We start from the raw sequence: 20,335 nt of genomic DNA on the forward strand, positions 1-20,335 counted from the left end.
GGGGCAGCAGATGATGGGCGGCGGCGCCGATCAGGCCGGCGGTGGCATCGCACGCCTGGACCAGCAGACCGATCAGGTTCGCCCGTACCTCCGGCGGACCCTGCGGCGAGCGCCAGCAGCGCCGTCACCGCCCGGTCGGCCCGCGCGGTCAGGGCCGGGTCCACCCCCGGGTGGTACGCCGCCGCGACGACCGCGACCGCCGTCCCGGCGGCTGCCGGATCAGCGAAACCGAGGCGACCAGCCAACGTCCGCAGCGGCACCGGCCGGGCCAGTTCCCGCATCACGTCGACGCGGTCGCCGGCACGGTCGAGAACGGCCACGGTCAGCCGCACCGCATCCAGTCGCAGGTCGTTTGGGTCCAGCGGGGCCAGCGCGCGCACTGCGACCGCCCGACGGTCGGCGTGCCGTAGCGGTGGACTGAAGCGGCTGACCGTGGCGCGCAGCCAGGCGAGGGTGCCGGGCGGACCGGTGTCGACGGCAGGCACCTGGAACGCCGGGTCGGTCAGCGCGGCGCACACGTCGGCGTGCCGGGTCACCCACCAACCGCGTTCCGGGTCGAACGAGGGCGGTCCACACGAGGGTGTTCCCGGGGCGGGCGCAATGTGCGGCCAGTTGTCAGTCACCGCCCGACCGTAGGGCGCGAACCGTTCGCCCCACACCGAACGATCCCGCCACTGTCACCCGCTGCTCGACGGTCAGGCGCGACCGCTCGTGGGCGGCGGGACCACCGGCAGGTCGAGGGTGTGTTCGGGGATGGCCAGGGCCGCGGCCAGGCCGGGGCGGCCGGTGGGAGTGAGACGGACGGCGCGGCCGATGCCCTGGCTGATCCAGCCCAGCTCGGTGAAGCGGCGGCAGAGCGCCGCGCCGAGCGACCCGGCCAGGTGCGGGCGGCGTTCGGTCCAGTCAAGGCAGTCGCGGACCACCGGGCGGCGGGCGACGCGCAGCACGTCCACTGGTACGCCCAACCCGGCCGCCCAGGCCCACCCGTCGGGCGTGAGCGCCAGCCCGCTGGCCCGGTCGAGTCGGCGCTCGCTGAGCAGCGCGTCGTACATCAGCACGCCCAGCCGCCCGGCGAGGTGGTCGTAGCAGGTCCTGGCGTACGCCAGGGAAGCGCTCGCGGTCGCCGCGCGCAGCGACCCGGTCGGTGTGGGCGTGGCCGGGGCGTGCCCGGCCAGGTCCTCGATGAGCTGGGCCACTGACGGCCCGGCCAGCCGCAGGTAACGGTGGCGGCCCTGCCGTTCCTCGACGAGGAGCCCACCGCGGACGAGTCGGGTGAGGTGGTCGCTGGCCGTCGACGGGGCGACGCCGGCGCGCCGGGCCAGCTCACCGGCGGTCCATGCCCGCCCGTCGAGCAGCGCCAGACACATCCCGGCGCGGGTGCCGTCGGCCAGCAGGGCCGCCAGCTCGGCCATCCCCCGACCGTCGGTGCCAACGCTCATCGCCCCAGTCTAGGAAGCAGGCGCCGAGCCGGTGAACAACGACCCGGGGGCCTCCGTCGCGTGGACGAAGGCCCCCGAGCTGGTGGTGCCGAAGCTCAGGACTTCGGCGTCGGGATCAGGTGTGCGGTGAAGCTGACCGCCGACGGGCCGGCCTTCGCTGCCGCCATCCCACCGGGGGCGGCGAACCGCCGGTCCAGCGCGATGGTGGTGTTGTTCCGGTTGCGGTAGACCACCACGAAGCCGGTTCCGCCGGAGTTCTGGATCGGCGCGATGGTGGGATCGGTGGCGGCGGTGGCGGCGGTCGGGTCGCTCGGGTTCTCGTACAGGCGCAGCCACTCACCAAAGGTGCTGGAGCCCTGCTCGGTCTCGTACACCCGGTACATCTCGTTGTCGGGCCCGCGGGCGACGACAGCGATCCGGCCCAACGCCGGGTCGAGGATCGCGGCCGGGGAACCGGCTGCGGTGAACGTACCCACCGTCTGCCAGGTCGTCGGCCAGGCCCCACCCAGTTCCTGCTTCTTCATGATCAGCGAACCGTCGGCGGCACGGGCCACCACGGCGGTGCGGTAGCCCTGGTTGATGAAGGCGGCCGGCACACCGGTCACGTTTCCGCCGAGGTCTACCCACGCACTGAGGGTGCCGTCGGTGGAGTAGAGCGCGGTCTTGATGGTGCCGGTCATGGTGGTGGCGACCAGTCGGACACCGGCGTCGACCTTCACCAGGGTGACGCCGCCGGTGAGGTCGACGTCACCGAGGCTCTTCCACGACGCAGCCGTCCCGGTCTGTCGGTAGTGCCAGAGGCGACCATCGACGTCCACGGCGAAGATCACGCTGGTGCCGTCGGCGAGGGTGACCGAGGCGGGCCGGCCCACCATGGTGCCGCCGAGGTTCCCGGTCGTCGCCCAGGTCGCCGCGTTCGCCGCCGTCTGCGCACCGGTCCACACGGTGCCGGCGGTGTGCAGGGCGCTGATCTGCACCTGCTTGGTGCCACCCTGCACGTTCAAGGCGGGCTGCCCGGTGAACGCCTCCGCACCGAACTGGGGAATGTGCTGGACGCTGCTGAAATCGTCCGGGTTCTGCTGGTGGACGACCCGCACCTGCCCGGTGTTGTCGGTGTGCGCGTAGACGATGGTCCCGAGCGAGCTGCCGTCGCTCGGCTCCCCCTGCAACGCCGTCGAGCGGGAGAAGGACTCAGTCGGCAGGAACGGCATCGGGTCGGCGTACCAGCCCTGCAGGTCGACCACGATGTGCACGGTCCCGCTGCTGGCGTTCCTGATTTGGACCTTCCCCTCGGTGCCCAGCTTGGTCACCACGATGCTGGACCGGGCGACGTGCGCGGCGGGGAAGTTCGTCGTCGACGCAACGTTCAAGGCGCTGCCCAGGGGCGTGACGTTGAAGAACCCGTCAACAGTCGGGGCGACCGCGTGCACATTGAGGACGGCCGCGGCGATACCACGGGTCGGCAGGCCGTTGGTGCCCGCGACCGCGACATCGACGGTGCCGTAGGCGGGCACCGGCTGGGCGCCACTGGGGAAGCGGCTGTCGTACAGGGTGGTCGCAGGAACCATGCGCAGGCCGGCACCGGTGGTCGGGCTGCCGGTCCAGTAGCCCTGGACGGTGATGGCGACATGCACGGCCTGCCCGCGATTCTCCAACACCACTGCGCCGCCGGCGCCGGGGTTCAGCTTGACGACCATCCCCATCGAGGTGGCGCCCTTGGCGTAGTCGATGCCGGTCTCCGCGGCCGTGCTCGACCCGACGGTCATCCAACCGTTACCGGTCGCGCCGATCACCACGACGTCCAGCATGACAGCCGTCGCGGAACTGGGCACCAGCCCACCACCGGAGATGTTTGCGGCACGTGTGCCACGAGTCGGCATGGTGCCGGCGGTGATCCCCTGCCCGGTCCGGGTGTCGACCACCCGGGTGTGGTTCACCGGCACGAAACCGGAGCCGGTGCTGCCGGTGGCGGTGGTGAAGTAGCCCACCACGTCCACTCTGATGTGGACGTTGCCGCCCGCGTTGCGCACCGCGAGCTTGCCGTTCGTACCGGGCTTGACCACCGCCGAGTTGGTCATGACCTCACCGATGGAAGCGTTCATGGCCGAAGCCTTCGGGTCCGTCAGGTCCGGGTAGATGGACAGGAACGTGTTGGCGGTCGGGTAGATAGCCGTCACATCGACCATCAACGCGCTGACCCCGCTGGTCGGGATACCGGCGATGCCGACGGCGTTGAACGTGGTGACGGACTTCGCGCCCCGAACACCGGTAGTGCCGCCGGTGCCGTCCCGGGTGTCCAGGAGGGGGACGCTGTCAATCGGTACGAAGTCACCACCCCCGCCGGCGGCGTCGGCGTGCGCCGGAGTGGACGAAACAGCCATTGTCAGCATGACACCAAGGGCTGCGAGTCCATTCCAGAGGCCGGCGCGCTGACGCAAATACTTGAATCCCTGCATTCAAATTCCTTAAGCGAGCGGTAAACGGCGGAAAGACGCCTGGGAATCTACGCAAATTTTCATCGCTCCAACTGCAAGTTCCGGCGACTCCTTTCCAGCCGCCGATCGGAGACGAACAAAAATCTAGCCAAAGTCTCCAGATCGCAGCACATGCGCCGAGAGTTCGGGATGATCGATCGAACTCGGCTCACCATATTCCATGTCGTCTTCAGAAAAGTGAGCACTTCCTGCCACCACGAAGCCTAGCGACCCGCCAGCAACCCCAAGAGAGAAAACATGGGAATCCAGCTCCACCGCACCATCGATGTCGTTGTCGACAATTGTCGACACCTCCTCAGGCGGCACGCGATCTATCACCAGATTCGCATATACATCCCGCAGCCTCAGGGCAGTTACACCTCGGAACATCACGTCCACGCGCCCAGGCAAGCCGGGCCGGCTGTTGCTTCGCAGGAGTAGGACACCATGGCCGACATGGAAGGACCAGAGCTGGAAGCGCCTATCAAACTGAAGTGGAAATTGAATATTGCCCACGGCACCCCCTGCTCATTGGAACGGATTGAGCTGCTTCATGCCGCCGATATAGAAATCGACCTTACCTAGAGTTCCGGCATCTTTGAAGAATGCCACTTCCAAATCGGTTGCACCACCGATTTGTCGAGCATTTCTCATGAGCGACTGACCGACGGCAGCCTCAACGCCATCCGATGCCCCGTGCATCCCGTCGAGCGTGAATGAGACCCTAACTCCTGGCTTATCGAACTTAAGCAGGTTAGCCGCAGTCCATACCGAGCCTTTCCAGTCCTTGTCCCGCATGAAGTGCTCCGCGCCGACTTTTTCGGCGAAACCCTTTACCTCTTCCTTCAAGCCCAGCGCCACGTGCTGCTCACCGCAGTTGTGTACGAGTACCGGCGTGTTGCCGGCTATCACATAGTACGTATGAAGTGCGTCGATCGTGAGGTTGTAAACCTGGCGCTGCTCGGTCCACTTTCGCGTGGCAACCACAGACGCTGGCCGGTGGTCGGCCGTCTCGAAGACGGAGCCGCTCACCAGATCCTGCGCCTCGACCCAACGGTTCTGACCGGCAACCCAGAACGGGTGGCCGCCCGTAGCGGTCAGCCTCTCCGTTCGATCACCCTTCTTGCCGTCAGTGTCGACAGTGATCTCGACGAGGTCCTTGCTGCCGGCGCCGAGGATCAGCGCCGTAACCGCGCGCTCCTCGGTGCGGCCAGTCGTCGGATCGGTGGCGAGCACCTTCTCGCCGATCTGCACCTGGTCGATCCGCTTGAAGCTGCCGTCCGCCATCAGCACCCGGGTCTCGCCCGTGAAGCTGTTGGGGCACTTGCCAAGCAGGCCTCGACCAATCGCCCGGGCCTCGCCAATGCCCGCGCTCACTGCCTTGCTGCCGGCGGAACGAAGCCCGCCACTCAGCCCGCGAATACCAGCACCCAGCGCCTGGCCGCCGATGGAGCCGAGCGCGCCACCGAGGGCACCGGTGAGGCCGCCCATGGCGGTGGCGCCGGCGAGGTCCCAGCCGCGCTTGCCGTTCATGTAACCGGTGACCGCCGAGCCGACCGCACCCGCGAGCGCCCCGCAGGCCACCGCTCCGACACCGGTCCAGCCGATCGCCGCGCCGCAGCCCAGGCCGACGATGGCACCGACGGCGAAGCCGGCGATCTCGGCGGCGTGATCCTCGACGAACTGGGTCGCCTTGTCCCACATCTTCTCGGCGCCCTCGACGAGCGGCGTCAGCTTCTGCGCGGCCGCCAGCCATAGGTTCTGGCTGTACTTCTGTGGGTCCTGAATGGCCATTGTGGTGACCGCGACGACGCTCGCGGCCATCTTGAACCCGGTGGATACCACCTTGCCGAGCGAGATGAGCGGCTTTGTCAGCGCCGGGATCACCGCCAGCTTGGTGAACTTGACGGCTTGTTTGATGGCCGACTTCGCGGCGGCGGTCACCGCGACCTTTGCCTGGTAGATGCGTTGCGCGACCATCTTGGCCTGTTGTTTGGCCCAGTCGGCGGCGCGAGCGACTTGGTTGAGTCCGGATTGGATCTTGCTGCCGACGTAGCGGACGGCGTTCATCGTCTTCTCGCCGATCCACTTCGCGGTGCTGGAGATGACCCGGCCGACCGCCTTGAGGCCGGACCAGGCGTAGTGAGCGACAGTTGACACGAAGTTCCTGGCGTAGCTGTACGCCGTGTACGCGCCACTGACGACGTTGGAGACGGTGTTGCTCACCGCGCTCGCGGCGCGCTTCATCCAGCGCGGCCAGTGACCATCCGGGTCGTCGAAGTCCAGCGGGGCGCCAGCACCGTAGGTGTAGCGGTTGGCCAGGATCGAGTCGCCGGTTGTGTAGTTGACGCTGTCGCGCGAGGTGAACGTGCCGGTGCCGGGCTGGTACCAGCGGGCGCCCATGTCGACCTGCCCGGTGTCCGGGTCGGTCCAGTCCCCCTGGAAGCCCAGCCGGCCGGTGCTGCCGGTGCTGGTCACCTTCTTGCCGAACGGGTCGTACGCGGTCGAGTCGTTCAGCGTGGACAGTTGGGTGTCGGCCGGGTTGATGGCCGCCACCACGTCACCGTGGGCGTCGGTCAACGACAGCCGCTTGTCGGCGCCCTGGGCGGTGGCGAGCAGCTCGTCGTTAGGGCCGCGACCGTAGTACTCGTAACCGTCGTGCACCACCTCGTCGCCCAGCCCGGCGTAGACGAAGGAGTTGCCGGTGCGAGACGCGACCCGGTCCAGGCCGTCGTAGGTGTAGGTCTGGTTCTGCGCCCCGGTGAGCCGGTCGAAGGCGTCGAACGAGAACTGTTCGGCCAGGCCCGAGCTGGTGCGGGTCCGCAGGGTGCCCCGCGGGGTGTACGCGTAGGTGTAGTCGCCGTCGGAGAGCAGCCGGTTACGTTCGTCGAAGGTCGCGGTCTTGGACCCGGCCCGGACCCGGTTGCCGCTGGCGTCCCAGGCGTACGTGACGGTCCCGGCCGGGCTGGTCCAGGAGATCAGCCGGCCGGCCTTGTCGTAGTCGTAGGTGTTGGCGCCGGCCCCGGCGGTGCCGCTGGTGTTCTTGCTGGTGAGGTGGCCGTTGAGGTCGAAGCCGTAGGTGACCGAGGCCACCGTCTGGCCGCCCGCGTTGCGCAGCACGTCGCTGGCGACCCGCCCGTAGTCGTCGTACCCGAAGGTGCGGACGCGGCCGGCGCCGTAGTCGACGGTCTTGACGTCACCGGCGGCGTCGTAGCCAAGCTTCTGCTGCTGGCCGGTGATGCTGTCGGTGAGTGTGTCGAGGCGACCCTTGACGTAGCCGAAGCTGGCCGTGCCGGTCAGGTCGGTGCGGCTGGTGACCCGACCGTCGTCGTTGTAGTCGAAGCTCGCCGTGCCGGACGGGCCGGCGGTGGACAGCAGCCCACCCCTGTCGTTCCAGTTGTACGTGTTGCTGCCACCGGGAGCGTTGACGCTCTTCAGCCGGCCGTCCTGGTCGTAGTCCAGGGTTCGGGTCGCGGTAGCGGTGTCACCCCCGGAACCGGTCTCCTCTGTCAGGCGGCCGGCCGCGTCGTAGGTCCGCATGCGGCTCACCCCACCCGGGGCGCTGAGCCGTACCGCGTTGCCGTCGGCGTCGTACGCGACCGTCCACGTCCGGTCCGCGACTGTCGGGTGGCTCGCCGTGGACGGCTCGATCGCCGACTCCGGCAGACCCAACGTGTTGTACGTGTAGATGGTGGAGTTGTTGCGGCCGTCGGTGTAGCGGGTCCGGTTGCCGGCGGCGTCGTACCCGAAGGTGGTGGTGATCGGGTCGGCGTCGGTCGGCTCGATCTGCTTGACGAGCTGGTCCGCCGCGTCGTACTCGTAGGTGGTGACGGTGTTGTAGGGGTCCTTCGACGAGGTCATGTTGCCGGCCACGTCGTAGCCGTAGCTCTGGGTGCGCAGGACCGTGCCGTCGGCCTTGAGGTTCACGGTGCTCGTCCGGTTACCCAACTGGTCGTACCCGACCCGGGTGGTGCGGCCGAGGCCGTCGGAGACCCGGACCTGGCGGCCGGCGAAGTCGTACCCGAAGATCATGGCCTCGCCGGTCGGGGCGGTACTGCGGGTGATGTCGCCGGCCCCGTTGAAGGTGTTGACAGTCGTCGCCCCGGTGGGGGACGACGACGAGGTCAGATTGCCCGCGTCGTCGTAGGCGAGCTTGCTGACCAGGTTGCGGGTGGTCGGCCGTCGCTCGACGACAGTCTGCGTGACCTGCCGGTCGAGATCGTCGTAGGTCGACTCGACCCGGGCGCCGGTCGGGCCGGTGACCGACAGGACCTCGCCCGTGCGGGTGTAGGTGTAGCGGGTGAGCGCCCTGTCGTCGTTGGTCTTCGACGGTTCGTCCCGGATGGTCAACCGGTTGAGCTGGTCGTACGTGTAGTTGGTGATGCCGGCCGGGTCGGTCTCCTCCAGCACGTTGCCCAGGGCGTCGTAGCGGCGCTTGTGCTCCGGGGTGACCGGCTGGGTCACACCGGGCGCGAGGTACATCGGCGCGAGGCTGCGCACCACCCGGCCGAGCTTGTCGTACTCCGAGGTGGAGACTCGCCCGAGCGGGTCCTTGACGGCGACCTGCTCGCCGAAGGTGTTGTAGCCGACCGAACTGGTCGGGTTGGTGGAGACGGCGGCGTTGCCGTCGCTCTCGGCCAGGACGGTCGGGCCGCTCTGCCCGACCTGGCGACCCAACTCGTCGTAGCGGAAGGTGCTGGTGAACTTCGCCTTGTCGGCGCCGCTCACATTGCCACGCGGGTCGGTGACGGAGGTGCGAAGGCCGCGCCTGTCGTACGTGTAGCTGGTCACCCGGGTGCTGCTGCCGGCGGTGACCTTCTCGGTGAGCACGTTGCCGGCATCGTCGTAGGTGTAGTCGACGACCTCGGAGGTGGCCGGTACCTCCCAGTTCAGGTTCGACGGATTTCCGGTCCGGACGGTCTGCTTGACGTTGCCGTTGTAGTCGTAGGTGAAGGTGTTGGTCCGACGCACCCCCGTCGGATCCAGCACGGTGCTCTTCACCTTGCCGGCCTCGTCCGGCGTGTGGTCGGTGATCTGGGTGCCGTTGGCCCCGACCTTGCGGGTCACGTTGCCGGCCCCGTCGTAGGTGTTCTCCTCCACGACGTAGTCCCGCTTGGAGCCGTCAGGGTTGCGGAAGTCCTTGAGGGTGATCTTCTCCAACAGGTCGTCGCGGTAGTACTTGTACTCCAGTCGCCGACCCATGGCGTCGGTGTCGCTGGCCAGCCGCCCGGCGAAGTCGTACGAGTAGGAGTGCAGGACCAGGTAGTCGCCGGTGCCGGTGCCGGGGGTGCCGGCCGGGTCGCTGCGCCAGTCCCGCAGCCGTACCTCGGCCACCTTGTTCTGGGCGGTGTACGCCCAGTCGTAGCGGTTTCCGTTGGCGTCGGTCATGGTCGTCTTGTTGCCGAACCTGTCGTACCCGTAGCTGGTTTCGTTGCCCTCCGGGTCGACGACCCGGACCGGCCGTCCCTCGTCGTCGTACTCGGTGCTGGTGACCCGCTCGGGGTCACCACCAAGCAGGTCGCTGACGGTGACCTTGGTGGGGTTGCCGTCGGCGTCGTACTCGTTGACGGTTCGGCTCTGGTGCTGCTTGCCGGTGACGGCGTCGGTGGTGACCGGGCCGGTGACGGTGGCGACCCGCGAGTGCCCGTCGTAGGTGATCGTAGTGGTGACGCCCGCGGGATAGGTGTCGGAGATTTCCTTCTCGGTGATCCGTCGGCCGAGCGCGTCGTAGGTGTACTCGGTCACCAGCCCGGACGGCTCGGTCACCCTGTACAGGTCACCGTTGGCGTAGTACGCGTAGGTGGTGGGCTTGGTCTGCCCGTTGGTGGTGCTGCTGGCCAGCAACCCGGGCGGGGGGATGCCGTTGACACCGGCCTCGCCGCCGCTGGTGTAGGTGTGGGTGACCAGGCTGCCGTCCGGGTTGGTCTGGGTGAGGGGCTGACCGGTGCGGTCCCGGTACGTGAAGGTGGTCCGGAACTTGTTGTCGGTCGGGCCGCTGGAACGGCCGTCGCGCTGCTCCACCGCCAGGTCGATGCGGGGGTCGAACGGGTCGGTGATCGAGGCCGGGTAGGTGTAGTAGTTCGTGAAGCACTGGGTGGACGTACGGCAGCTCTTGCGGGTGGCGAGGCGACCCCGGCTGTCGTACGTCATCTCCACCGTGTCACCGTTCTCGTTGGTGACCTTGCTCTGCTGGCCGTCCGCGTTGTAGGAGAACGAGCGGATGGCCATGCCGTCCAACGGGTGCCGCACGAAGATCGGCCCACCGGCGTCGCCGGGGATCACGGTGCAGAAGGCTGGGTCGTTCGGGTCGGGCTGGGTGCAGACCTCGGTGGGCGGCGGGCTCGGCGTCGGGCTGGTCTGCCCGGGGCGGTCCTCCTCGCGGGTCTCCAGTCCGAGCGGGGTGCCGGAGCGCAGCAGTCGACCGGCGAGCGCGTCGTACTCGTACAGGTAGGGGCGGTTGGCCGGGTCGAGGACCTGGACGCTGCGCCGCAGGTCCGTATCGCCGCCGTAGACGGTGGGCTGACCCACCTTCCAGGTGCCACCGTTGTCGTCGGTGTACTCCCTGACCCGGTCGGTGGCCGTGTCGTACTCGACCTCGGTGGCGACCCGGCCGCTGGGCAGGGTGACCCGGGTCAGCTGCTGGGCGGCCGGCTTCGCGTACCGGTAGTGCGCCTTGGCCGTGTCCAGGCCAATGGGGTGGGAGTAGACGGCGACCTCGTCGATCGTGCCGGCAAAGTAGCGCTGGGCGGTGCTGCCCCAGCCGGACCACGACGTGGGTGAGGTCGCCGAGGCGAGGCCGACCTGGTTGAAGGTCAGCAGCGAGTGCTCGATCGGCTGCCCCGTCTGCCCGAGCGGGGTGGAGACCGGCTCACCGTCGAGGTACATGGTCTGGGTGTTGGCCATCGCGGACAGCACCACGTGGTGCCACTTGTTGTCGTTGACGGTGCCAGCCGAGGTGAACGGTGCGATCGTGCCGTTGGCGAACTGGCCGCGCAGCTTTCCGTCGGTGCCGGTGTAGAGCAGCGGGACGCCGCTGGTCGCCGTGGTGCCGACGGCCTTGTCCTGGTAGCCGATGAGCGGGCCACCGGTCTGCGTCAGACCGATCTTGAACCACAGCTCGACGGAGACGTCGCGGCTCTTCTTGACCAGCCCCTTGGGCAGTTCGAGGTAGGCCGAGGTGCCGTTGAAGGCGGCGGCGGTGCCGTTGGTGCCCTCCAGCACACCGGGCTGGCCCAGTGTGACGTTGTTGCGGTACGTGCCGGCGTCCTTGCCCAGGTTGATCGCCACGTCGCTGGCCGCGCCGGTGCCCTCGGTCTCGCCGAGGTGGTAGTACGAGTCGGGCTTGGCGTCGAGAACGGCGGTGCGGTAGTGCGACCCGGCCGCGTAGTCATAGCTGGTACAGGCGGACTCCGGGCCACAGACCTTGGTCAGCAGGTCACCGTTGTAGGTGTAGTTCCAGGTCAGCTTCGCGCCGTTGACCGCGTCGGTGCTGACCGAGGCGATGTGGATGCCGTTCCAGGTGAAGGTCAGCGAACGGCCGGCGGTGTTGGTCTGGCTGTTGGAGACCTGGGCCCGGGCGAGCTTGCCGGTCATCGGGTCGAGGGTCAGGTTGACCGAGTGCCCGGAGTTGTCGGTGATCTTCTGGAGTTTGTAGAGCAGGGAGAACTGGTAGGTGCTGCCGGTACGGTCGACAAGCTTCCAGTTGCTGCTGTCGACGGTGAGCTTCGCGACCCGGCCCGGCGGCGGCGCGTACGTGCCGTCCGGGTTCTTGCCGAACCGCACCTCCTGGCCGTCCGGGTAGCGGACCACCACGTTGCCGGAGCCGTCGTTGTCGGGGACCAGCGTCATGTCGTACCGGCTGGACCAGCCGGCGCCGAAGACGCCGGTCGTGCGGGGGTCGAGGCTGTTGTAGGTGCGGACCAGGTTCAGCTCCGGACCGACGGTCACCACAGTGGCGTCCACGGCGGAGGTGGCGAAGTTTCCGGTCTGGGCGTCGAACTCGCGACCCTGCTCGGCGTTGGGCGAGGTGGCGATCCGGGACAGCAGGTCCGGTTGTGGCACCGAACTGAGCATTGTCGAGTACGGCGAGATGACCTCGTTGGCGCTGTCCTTGACGAAGGAGCGCCACAGGTAGCTCTTGCCCCAGACCATCCGGCCGGCGGGCACCACCCAGGACTGCTTGGCCTGGTAGCCGGAGTTGGTGCAGTTGGTCGCCGCACCGGCGTCGGTCTGGTCGCAGATCTCGAACTTGAAGGACAAGGTGGCGCCGGGTGCGGCGTCGGTGTCCACGGCCCGCGCCCAGAGCAACGGGGTGAGCGTCGGGGCCTGGTACCCGTTCTCCGGGTAGAGCTCCTGCACGACTGGCGGAACGTCGAACACCTGGAGCACGATCCGACCGGGTGGCACCTGGTGGTCGGTGAAGACCGCTCCACCGGTACGCACCATGGTGAAGTCGAGGAAGTAGGAGCCGGGCTCCAACCGCTTGACTGTCGCGTCGAGGGTGACCTTCGCGCCACGGGCCAGGGTGGCGGGTAGGTTCGCCGCCCGCTGCTGGGTCACCGCGGCGCCGGTCTGCGCGTTGTAGACCCGGTACGCGAGGTAGTAGTTGGCCGGCGTCCACGCCTCGGCACCGAGGTTGGTGACCGTCACCTTCACCTTGCCGTCCTGGTTACGCAGGACGGCCGGCTCCGGAGTGGGCTTCGGGATCGCGTACCCGGCGTTGTACGGGCTGTGCGTGACGTAGAGCGCCGGCGGGTTCGCGGTGCCGGTGCCGGCGAACTTCTTCCACGCCGAGGTGTCCGTGGTGGACGCGCGCAGCGAGAGACCGTTGTTGGCCTGCTGGCCGTTGGCCCAGCGCTGCACGAGGTTACGGCCGCCGACGCCGAGATCGAACATCTCCCCGGCTGCCGGGCAGGCGGACTGGGACTGGCCGAGAGCGACGTACCCGTGGGCGAACGAGCGGCTGACCAGCGCGCCACCCACCGCCGGCCCCGGGTACGAGTAGCCGGTGCCGGCCGACCACGACCCGGTCACCGGGTGGACGCTGACCGCGCGCGCCTTGCAGGAGCGCGCGTCGAAGTTGACTACCGAGAGCGCCGCGCCGTGAATGGTGTGGTTCTGGAGTCGGCTGACCAGGTCACCGAACTTGAGGTAAGCCGCCGCGTTGGAATCACCGGTGCGACCGACGAGCAACTCGTCCTTACCCGAGACGGAGCCGTCTCGGTGCACGTACATGCTGCTGTCGGCCTTCACGGCGTCGACTGGAGGGCCGACGGTCGGGTCGACCTCGACCGGGTACCGCCGGGCCGGGTCGGTCAGCCAGGCCCGGTCGGGGGTGACCTTCAGCGCCGTCTGCCCACCCGTGGTGACCAGCTCGTACGCCACCTTGGTGGAGGTGGCGGGACCGGCCGCGCCGGTGCCGGCGTCCACCATGTAACCCGCCGGGATCACGCCGCGTTCACGCCCGTCGCGGTCACTGAGGACGACCTGACCGTCGACCAGCTTCGCGGTGAGGTTGCGCAGGTTCAACGGGAACACGAACGAGGCGGGCGCCTTGGCCGAGCGCAGGACCAGGGTCTCCTTCACGCCGCCCGCCCGGGGCTCCAGACGCAGGTCGACGTCGGGGCGTACGCCGGGGTAGGTGACGGCGTTCCCGTTCACCCGGCCCGGCGCGTTGGCCGCCTCGGCCATACCGAAGCCGAACTCCGTGTCACCGTCGAAGCTCACCCGGGCCACCTGACTCGCGGCGCCGTTGCCGGCGAGGCGCAGACCGACCGAGTCGGCCGCGATCCCCCACCCGTCGGCGGTCGGCACCAGGGCGTGGTCGATGGGCGCCCAGGTGCCGTCCGGCTTGCGGTAGTTGATCGGGGAGGAGGAGAACTCGGTGGTCTGGGTGCCGTCGGCGTTGTCGAAGACCCGCTGGTTGACGTCGCGCTCGGCCGGTCGTTCCCGGCTGGTTCGCTTGTCGAAGCCTGGGGTGTCCTCGACGGGTGCCGTCGCGACGGACGCCTTGTTGCGCCCCGGGGCGGGCTTGTCGGCGAGCTTGTGCAACGGGTACTGCCCGCGCATGGACTTCGGCAGGTCACGGTTGGGGCGTCCGGGTGTCACGTGACCCTTGCCGGCCGCCGAACCCCATGCCTGGTTCGGCTTCGCGCCGCCGCCACCCCGACCGGCGGAGGCCACACCGTCCCGGTCGCGGGCACCGCCCGCCGGCAGCGCCGTCACCCCGCTGCCGCCCAGGTTGAGCATCAGCACGCCGGCCAGAGCGGCGGCCAGGACCGACCGGGTGGTGCCGGAGCCGAACATCGAACGTTGCCGGGGTAGCCGACCACGCAGATCGGTCAGCCGACCGCGCGGGTCGGGCAGACGGCGAATGCTGAAGGACATGGTCACCCCTGGATCGAGGACGGGCTAAGAGGCGGAGACAGGCACGTGCCGGCCGCGAGACCTGCTAAGGCCCCACGAAGCCGGGTGTCGATCGCCGCTACCTCTTCACGGGCACGGCGTTACGACGTCGACTCATCGGTCGACGAGAATGTCAGAAAAGAGAAAGAGACAACTTGGGTGGACGGAATTCACGCGGGAGCGGAGCGCCCAACAATATTCGTGTCGCCTCGGCACGGCAGATTGCCGCCAAGTCAGCGGTCACAGCTTCACACCCCCGTGTGCTGCTACTCATCGATATGCCGCTGTAGGTTGCAGCACGCTCGATCGGCTGTCAAGCCACAGTGGCGGCAACCTTCCTCATTTGCGCTACGACCTGGGGAGACTACTTTCCGTTAAGACTCCGACCATTTGGAGCCTTTAGTCCCTTTACTCCCTGCTCCGACCCGCCCCGAATGTCCATCGTGGATGTTTCCGGAGCCCACGAACCGGGCGGAGCTTCCGCCTTGGCAGGCGACCCACGGTCGTGCATGATGGGCCGCGACCGTGGCGGATGGATCACTCACCGCGCACAGTGGAGCGTCTGTGAATGTGGCGATCACCACAGACTTATCAATTCACTACGGTCATTCTTATTCTTCTCGGGGGAGGATCACACAAACGTGTCCCAGTCAACCAGAGAGTCCACACCACGGACGTCTTCCCGGCGTCGGTCGCTGGCGTTGACCGCCGCAGCGCTCATCGGCGCCGCCGGCCTCGTGGCACCGCTGCCGGCGTCTCCCGCCCAGGCGGCCACCGACGCCTTCAGCTGCACCGGGGCCGCGGCGTTCTTCAACTCGACAACGGCCGGCACGCTCTCCCGCCGCCAGTACAGCACCCCGGGCCGCGACGGCGGCGTGTTCACCGCCGCCACCCCCATCGGCCCCAGTGGCTGGCAGACGTTCGGCCGCCTGCTGGGCGGGCCGGACGGCCGGGTCTACGGCATCAACTCGACCGGGCTGAACCGCTACCGATGGACAGGCAGCAACTGGGAGACCATCGATGGCAAGCAGAACCTGATCATCAGTTCGAGCTTCACGAACTATGCGACAGCCGCCTACCGCAACAAGATCACTGTGGACCAGATCGGCGACTTCTACGCCGTCGACGCCCAGGGCAAACTGCGCTGGTACCGGTTCGACGAGCCGACGCGGAAATGGACCATCGACGCACGCGTCATCGACTCCGGCTGGGACCGGTACAACCTGATCGTCGCCGGTGCCCCCGGAGTCCTCTACGGCCGCACGTCCGACGGCAAGCTCTACCGACACCGGTTCGACCCGGCGAGTCAGCGGTGGCTCCTGCGGGACCGTCAGGTCGGTTCGAGCGACTGGCAGGGGTTCACCAAAGGGCTCTTCTCCGCCGGCGGAGACACGCTCTTCGGCATTCAGGCCGACGGTGATCTGTTCCAGTACCGCTTCCGCGAGGACAACCTGTCCTGGGCACTGACCGCGGACCAGATCGGCAACGGCTGGGGGGGCTTCCCGAACGTCTTCACCACCACCAACACCTGCCGGCAGGGGGCGATCACCAGCCCCGCGCTGCCCGCCACCCCGGCACGGCAGAACGCCCCGTTGGCGGTCGTGCAGGCCCCGCCCGCCGGCACCGCGCTCGGCAGCCTGGAGATCGCCTACACCGACAACATCGGTCAACTGCGGCACGGACGTGCGAACCCGGACTCGCTGTATTCGATCCAGTGGTCACCGGCGCCCGGCACCGAGGCGTACACGGGCAAGCCGTCGCTGGTCTCGGACGCCCAGAACCGGGTCACCATCGTTGCCCACGAGACCACCAGCAACGTGGGTTCGTTGACCCAGAAGACGCCGGCCATGCCGGACTGGAACCCGTGGCTCGCCCTCGGTGGGGCGATGCGCTCGGAGCCGACCGCCGTCCGGCTCTCCGACGACACCCGCGTGGTCTTCGCCCTGGACGCCGAGGGCGCTCTGTGGCACCGGCGGCAGGACGGCACGGCCGGCGATCTGTTTCCGTGGACGCCGCTCGGTGGCACCGGCCTGACCGGGACGCCGGTCGCCGTGCCGGGCGCTGACGGCACCGCCACACTTCTGGTGGCCAACGCTGCCGGCACCCTGCAGGCCGCCACGTACAAGGGTGGCGCGCTGACCTCCGCCTGGACGGGGCTGGGTGGCACGGGCTTCGTGGACACGCCGAGCGTGGTGACACTGCCTGGCCGTCGCCTGATGGTGTTCGCCCGCCACACGGACGGAGTGGTCAAGAGCCAGTTGCAGAACATCGACGGCACCTGGCCCGGCACCTGGACCGCGGTGGGAGCCAGCGGGATCACGCCGGTCGGCTCCCCGACCGCCGTCCTGAGCCCCAACACCGGCCGCGTCTCGGTGTTCACCCGGACGACCGACGACACCATCCAGCACAGCCGACAGACCGCCGCAGGCTCCACCGCCTGGGGCGACTGGGCCACGGCGACGGTACCGGACGAGACCTATCCGACCGACCCGACGGCATTCGTCTTCCAGAACTCCAACGGCATCCGACTCGGTTTCGTGAGCCGGACCGCCAACGGCTCGGTTCGGCTCTACGACACCGACGAGTCGGCTGCGTCGCTCGCCACCCGGGCCGCCCCGGCGGCGGGCATCTCGTTCACCCGGCAGGAGATCCCGCAGCCGCGCGACAACTGACCAGGATGGGGCCGGCGGCCGTCGGGGCGACACGCTCCGACGGCCGCCTCGGCCTGACTGCTGCCCCTCCTTCAAAGCGGCCACGATGCCACTTCGGCACGTCGGGGCCTCAGCGGACGGCTGCCTCAGCGGAGCCGGGTCAGCGCGGTCACCGAGCGGTCCGTGCCGTCGTAACTGCGGGCGGCGTCGAAGTCGCCCGTCGGGCGCTGCCCACCGGCCACGGCACGCGCCAACCGCAGGTCGGCGTCGCGGAACCGCAGGGCCAGGCTCAGGTGCGGCACCCACGCGTCGGGCGAGTGCCACGGGCGGTGTCCGTCGGCATCGGCGAGAACCTCCCAGACGGCGGCGTGCAGCGCGGTCAGCGCCCGCGTGGGTCGGACGAGCCAGACCAGTGGCGCGCTGCCGTCCAGGACGACGACCCGGTCGAGCGTCACCGGCACCGGCAGGGCGGCGTCGAACAGCTCGGCCAGGCGGTGCTCGACCCCCGGCGGGAACTCGTCGACGGCGGCGAGAGTGAGGTGCGGCCGGTTGGTGGGGTGGATGTTGCGGGCCAGGCTGGGTAGCCCGGCGGCGGCCAGGCGGCCCCAGACCGCCCGGACCGCAACCTCCAGGCCGGGCGAGCAGACCAGTTCCACCGTACGCACGCGCCCACGCTAGCCGGACGGTTCGCGCCACCCCCACAGATTGGAACCGAGCCACACCCGTAAGGCAGGGTGACGGCGGGGAGCGTCCCCGGCCGACACCGGGTTGACCTCACCCGCGACCCGGGCACGGTGGGTCAGGTCGAAGATGGCGACGACGGTGATGGTGGCCGCGCCCAACAAGCCCACCGACAGCGGCGGGAGTCGCGCCGCGACCGGGCTCAGGATCAGGCGTGCCACCACGGCCGCGAGGCAGTGCCGCGTCAGGCGGCCGAACACCCAGATCTCGAAGATCATCTGCCCGATGAGGAAGGTCAGCGGCCCGACCAGGATCGCCACTGCGTTGCCGGCGCCGGTACCGCTCGTTGAGGTGTTCGCCCGAGAGGTGCCACTCGTTGGCCCGCGCCCGGCCGAGCCACGGCACCGGCCATCCCAGGAGCGGCGCCGAGTAGTCGATCGCCAGCGCGAATGCCCACAGCAGGACTCGTGCTTCGCCGCCGCTGACCGCCGCCCCGGCGAACCAGACCGTCGCGGACATCGAATACCAGACGAGTCCCCGTACCGGCCGACGCCAGGCCGGAGTGCCGCGCAGGTAGAGGGCCATGACCAGGGTCCGGCCGAGGTGGATCCCGAGGTACGCGCCCACGAAGACGAAGCCCTGGTCACCGAAGGCGTCCGGAACGTTGATGGACATCAGCAGACTGCCGAGCATCACGCAGATGATCAGAATCTGCACTGTGGGTCGTTCGCAGTCGAGGCTGTCGGTGGCCAGGTTGGTGTTGTACCAGATCCACCAGAAGGCCAGCGCACGCCGCCGGTGTCGCCGGTCAGAGCCAGCCGTTGTCCCGGGCGGTGCGGACGGCCTCGGCCCGGTCGGCGGCGCCGAGCTTCTGCACGGCGGCGGAGAGGTGGTTGCGCACGGTGCCAGTGGACAGGTGCACCCGACGGGCGATCACCGCGACCGGGGCGCCGACCTCCACCAGCCGCAGCGTCTCCAGTTCCCGAGGGGTCAGCGGGCACGGGGGCAGGGTCAACGCGTCGGCGGCCAGCGTCGGGTCGACGTAGCGCCCTCCGGCGTGCACCCGGCGGATCACGTCGGCGAGCGCCCCACCCGGCGAGCCCTTGGGCAGGAACCCACGGGCGCCGGCGGTCAGCGCCTGGCGCAGGTGCCCGGGACGACCGTGCCCGGTCAGCACGACCACCGCGCACTCCGGTCGGACCCGGGTCAGCTCGGCGGCTACCGCGATGCCGTCCAGGCCCGGCATCTCCAGGTCCACCACTGCCACGTCCGGGCGGTGCGCCAGCGCCGCGGTGACGGCTGTCTTCCCGTCGGCGGCGTGTGCCACCACCTCGATGTCCGGTTCCAGGGCGAGCAGCGCGGCGACGGCGACCCGGATCAGATCCTCGTCGTCGGCGAGCAGGACGCGGATCACGACGGCGCCGGCACTGTGGCTTCGAGGGTGAAGATCGCGTCCTCCCGGCGTACCCGCAACTCGCCCCCGGCGGCGGCGAGCCGGTCGGCCAGCCCGCGCAGGCCGTGGCTGTGCGCGTCCGGGCCGCGGTCGTCGGCGCCGTCGTTGGCCACCGTCATCCTGGCCACGTCATCCTCCCGATCGATGCGGATCCGGCACCAGTCGGCCCGGCTGTGCCGCAGCACGTTGGTGCTCGCCTCGCGCAGCACCGCCGCCAGCTCGATGGCGGCGGGCTGCGGCAGGTCCGCCGGCAGTGGCGCAACCGTGCACCGCACCCCGCAGGAACGCAGCACCCCAACCACCGCGGCGAGCTGTTCGTCGAGGTCGACGGCCCGATAGCCGTGCACGGTCTCGCGTACCTCGCCCAGCGCGGAGGCGGCCAACCGTTGCACCTCTGCGGCCTCCCGCCCGGCCCGTTCCGGGTCGACCGGTGCGAGCCGGGCGGCGAGTTCGGCCTTCAACGCGATCACCGTGAGGTGGTGCCCCAGGACGTCGTGCACGTCGCGGGCGAAGCGCAGCCGTTCCTCGGCGGCGGCAAGCCGGGCCTGGGCGGCCTGGCCCTGCCGGGCCTCCACGAGCAGGTCCCAGAACCAGACCTGGAACCCGTTGACGGCGGCGACCGCCGCGCCGATTGCGCCGGTCACGGCGAGGTGACGCGCAACGGACCCGCCGGTCCACCAGGCCACCGCTACCGACACCGCCAGGACGCCGACCGCGACCGCCAGCGCGGCCCGCCACCGCACCAGCAGCGGCGTCATGCCGATCAGCGCCGCGCCGAGCCAGGCCCAGGTCGGCCACCTGCCGGCCGCCACCGGGCCCACCAGCGGAACGGTCAGCACCGCCACCCCGATCAGGCTCAGCTCGGCCCGACGCCGCCAGCGCGGGTCGAGCCACGGCGTCACGGCCGCGTACAGGACGACGGTCTGAGCGATCACGAAGGCGAGGATGCCGACCGCGCCGAGCGTCACCCGGCCCCGGTCGGGCTCGCGGGTCAGGCCGACCGCCGGCAGCAGGACGCTCGCCCACACGCCGGTGGCCAGCGACACCAGCGTCGCCCGTCGGGCGCGACGCAGCCGCCGGTCCGCCCGGGTAGTCACCGCCTCGCTCGCCACGCACCGATCCTAGGACCGCCCGGCGCATGGTCCACCCATGCGAACTGTCACGGTCGGGCCGTGCGGTCCGCACGGTTTTTCCGTGACGAAGAGGTCTGCCGGCCGCACCGGGGACACCGGC

Annotated in this window: 10 protein-coding genes and 1 pseudogene; 2 read left to right on the top strand and 9 right to left on the bottom strand. The window is 69.4% G+C overall.

Annotated elements, in window-relative coordinates; genetic code table 11:
• Positions 1–41 precede the first annotated feature (41 nt).
• Positions 42–410 carry a hypothetical protein gene (locus ACFYPG_RS30625; protein ID WP_387354678.1) on the top strand — a complete coding sequence of 123 codons (369 nt, stop codon included), beginning with the start codon at positions 42–44 and terminating at the stop codon, positions 408–410.
• Positions 411–695: 285 nt separating this feature from the next.
• On the opposite strand, the gene ACFYPG_RS30630 is transcribed toward ACFYPG_RS30625, so the two are convergent.
• From ACFYPG_RS30630 to ACFYPG_RS30645, 4 genes are all read right to left on the bottom strand, one after another.
• Entirely contained in the window at positions 696–1,439 is a 744-nt protein-coding gene (locus ACFYPG_RS30630) for an ArsR/SmtB family transcription factor (protein ID WP_387354680.1), read from the bottom strand.
• Between the two features lie 95 nt (positions 1,440–1,534).
• On the bottom strand, positions 1,535–3,820 hold the full coding sequence (locus ACFYPG_RS30635; protein ID WP_387354682.1) for a hypothetical protein: 2,286 nt from the start codon (positions 3,818–3,820) through the stop codon (positions 1,535–1,537).
• Between the two features lie 198 nt (positions 3,821–4,018).
• Positions 4,019–4,312 carry a hypothetical protein gene (locus ACFYPG_RS30640; RefSeq protein WP_387354684.1) on the bottom strand — a complete coding sequence of 98 codons (294 nt, stop codon included), beginning with the start codon at positions 4,310–4,312 and terminating at the stop codon, positions 4,019–4,021.
• A gap of 129 nt (positions 4,313–4,441) precedes the next feature.
• Positions 4,442–14,299 carry a LamG-like jellyroll fold domain-containing protein gene (locus tag ACFYPG_RS30645; protein WP_387354686.1) on the bottom strand — a complete coding sequence of 3,286 codons (9,858 nt, stop codon included), beginning with the start codon at positions 14,297–14,299 and terminating at the stop codon, positions 4,442–4,444.
• A gap of 659 nt (positions 14,300–14,958) precedes the next feature.
• Between ACFYPG_RS30645 and ACFYPG_RS30650 the strand changes: the two genes are divergently transcribed.
• Positions 14,959–16,989, top strand: a complete 2,031-nt coding sequence (locus ACFYPG_RS30650) for a tachylectin-related carbohydrate-binding protein (RefSeq protein WP_387354688.1) — start codon at positions 14,959–14,961, stop codon at positions 16,987–16,989.
• Between the two features lie 125 nt (positions 16,990–17,114).
• On the opposite strand, the gene ACFYPG_RS30655 is transcribed toward ACFYPG_RS30650, so the two are convergent.
• From ACFYPG_RS30655 to ACFYPG_RS30675, 5 genes and pseudogenes are all read right to left on the bottom strand, one after another.
• On the bottom strand, positions 17,115–17,633 hold the full coding sequence (locus ACFYPG_RS30655) for a 2'-5' RNA ligase family protein (RefSeq protein WP_355009840.1): 519 nt from the start codon (positions 17,631–17,633) through the stop codon (positions 17,115–17,117).
• A 9-nt stretch (positions 17,634–17,642) separates the two neighbouring features.
• The gene (locus ACFYPG_RS30660) at positions 17,643–17,969 is read right to left on the bottom strand and encodes a hypothetical protein (RefSeq protein ID WP_355009839.1); all 327 of its coding nucleotides are present in this window, start codon (positions 17,967–17,969) and stop codon (positions 17,643–17,645) included.
• A gap of 25 nt (positions 17,970–17,994) precedes the next feature.
• Positions 17,995–18,558 (bottom strand): annotated as a pseudogene (locus tag ACFYPG_RS30665) (low temperature requirement protein A); the annotation flags it as partial.
• Positions 18,458–19,063 (bottom strand): response regulator transcription factor, encoded by a 606-nt coding sequence (locus tag ACFYPG_RS30670; RefSeq protein WP_355009838.1) that lies wholly within the window; start codon positions 19,061–19,063, stop codon positions 18,458–18,460. The pseudogene ACFYPG_RS30665 and the gene ACFYPG_RS30670, both read right to left, overlap by 101 nt.
• Positions 19,060–20,214, bottom strand: coding sequence for a histidine kinase (locus ACFYPG_RS30675; protein WP_355009837.1), 1,155 nt, complete (start codon positions 20,212–20,214; stop codon positions 19,060–19,062). Before ACFYPG_RS30675 ends, ACFYPG_RS30670 begins: the two co-directional genes overlap by 4 nt.
• Between the last annotated feature and the right edge of the window lie 121 nt (positions 20,215–20,335).

Origin of the sequence: Micromonospora sp. NPDC005553 (assembly GCF_042871765.1) — a bacterium.
In the GTDB taxonomy this organism is placed as follows: Bacteria; Actinomycetota; Actinomycetes; order Mycobacteriales; family Micromonosporaceae; genus Micromonospora.

Bases quoted from the DNA above. Each gene is read 5' to 3' on its own strand.
- ACFYPG_RS30630 (WP_387354680.1), bottom strand. From the start codon at position 1,439: ATGAGCGTTGGCACCGACGGTCGGGGGATGGCCGAGCTGGCGGCCCTG.
- ACFYPG_RS30635 (WP_387354682.1), bottom strand. From the start codon at position 3,820: ATGGCTGTTTCGTCCACTCCGGCGCACGCCGACGCCGCCGGCGGGGGT.
- ACFYPG_RS30645 (WP_387354686.1), bottom strand. From the start codon at position 14,299: ATGTCCTTCAGCATTCGCCGTCTGCCCGACCCGCGCGGTCGGCTGACC.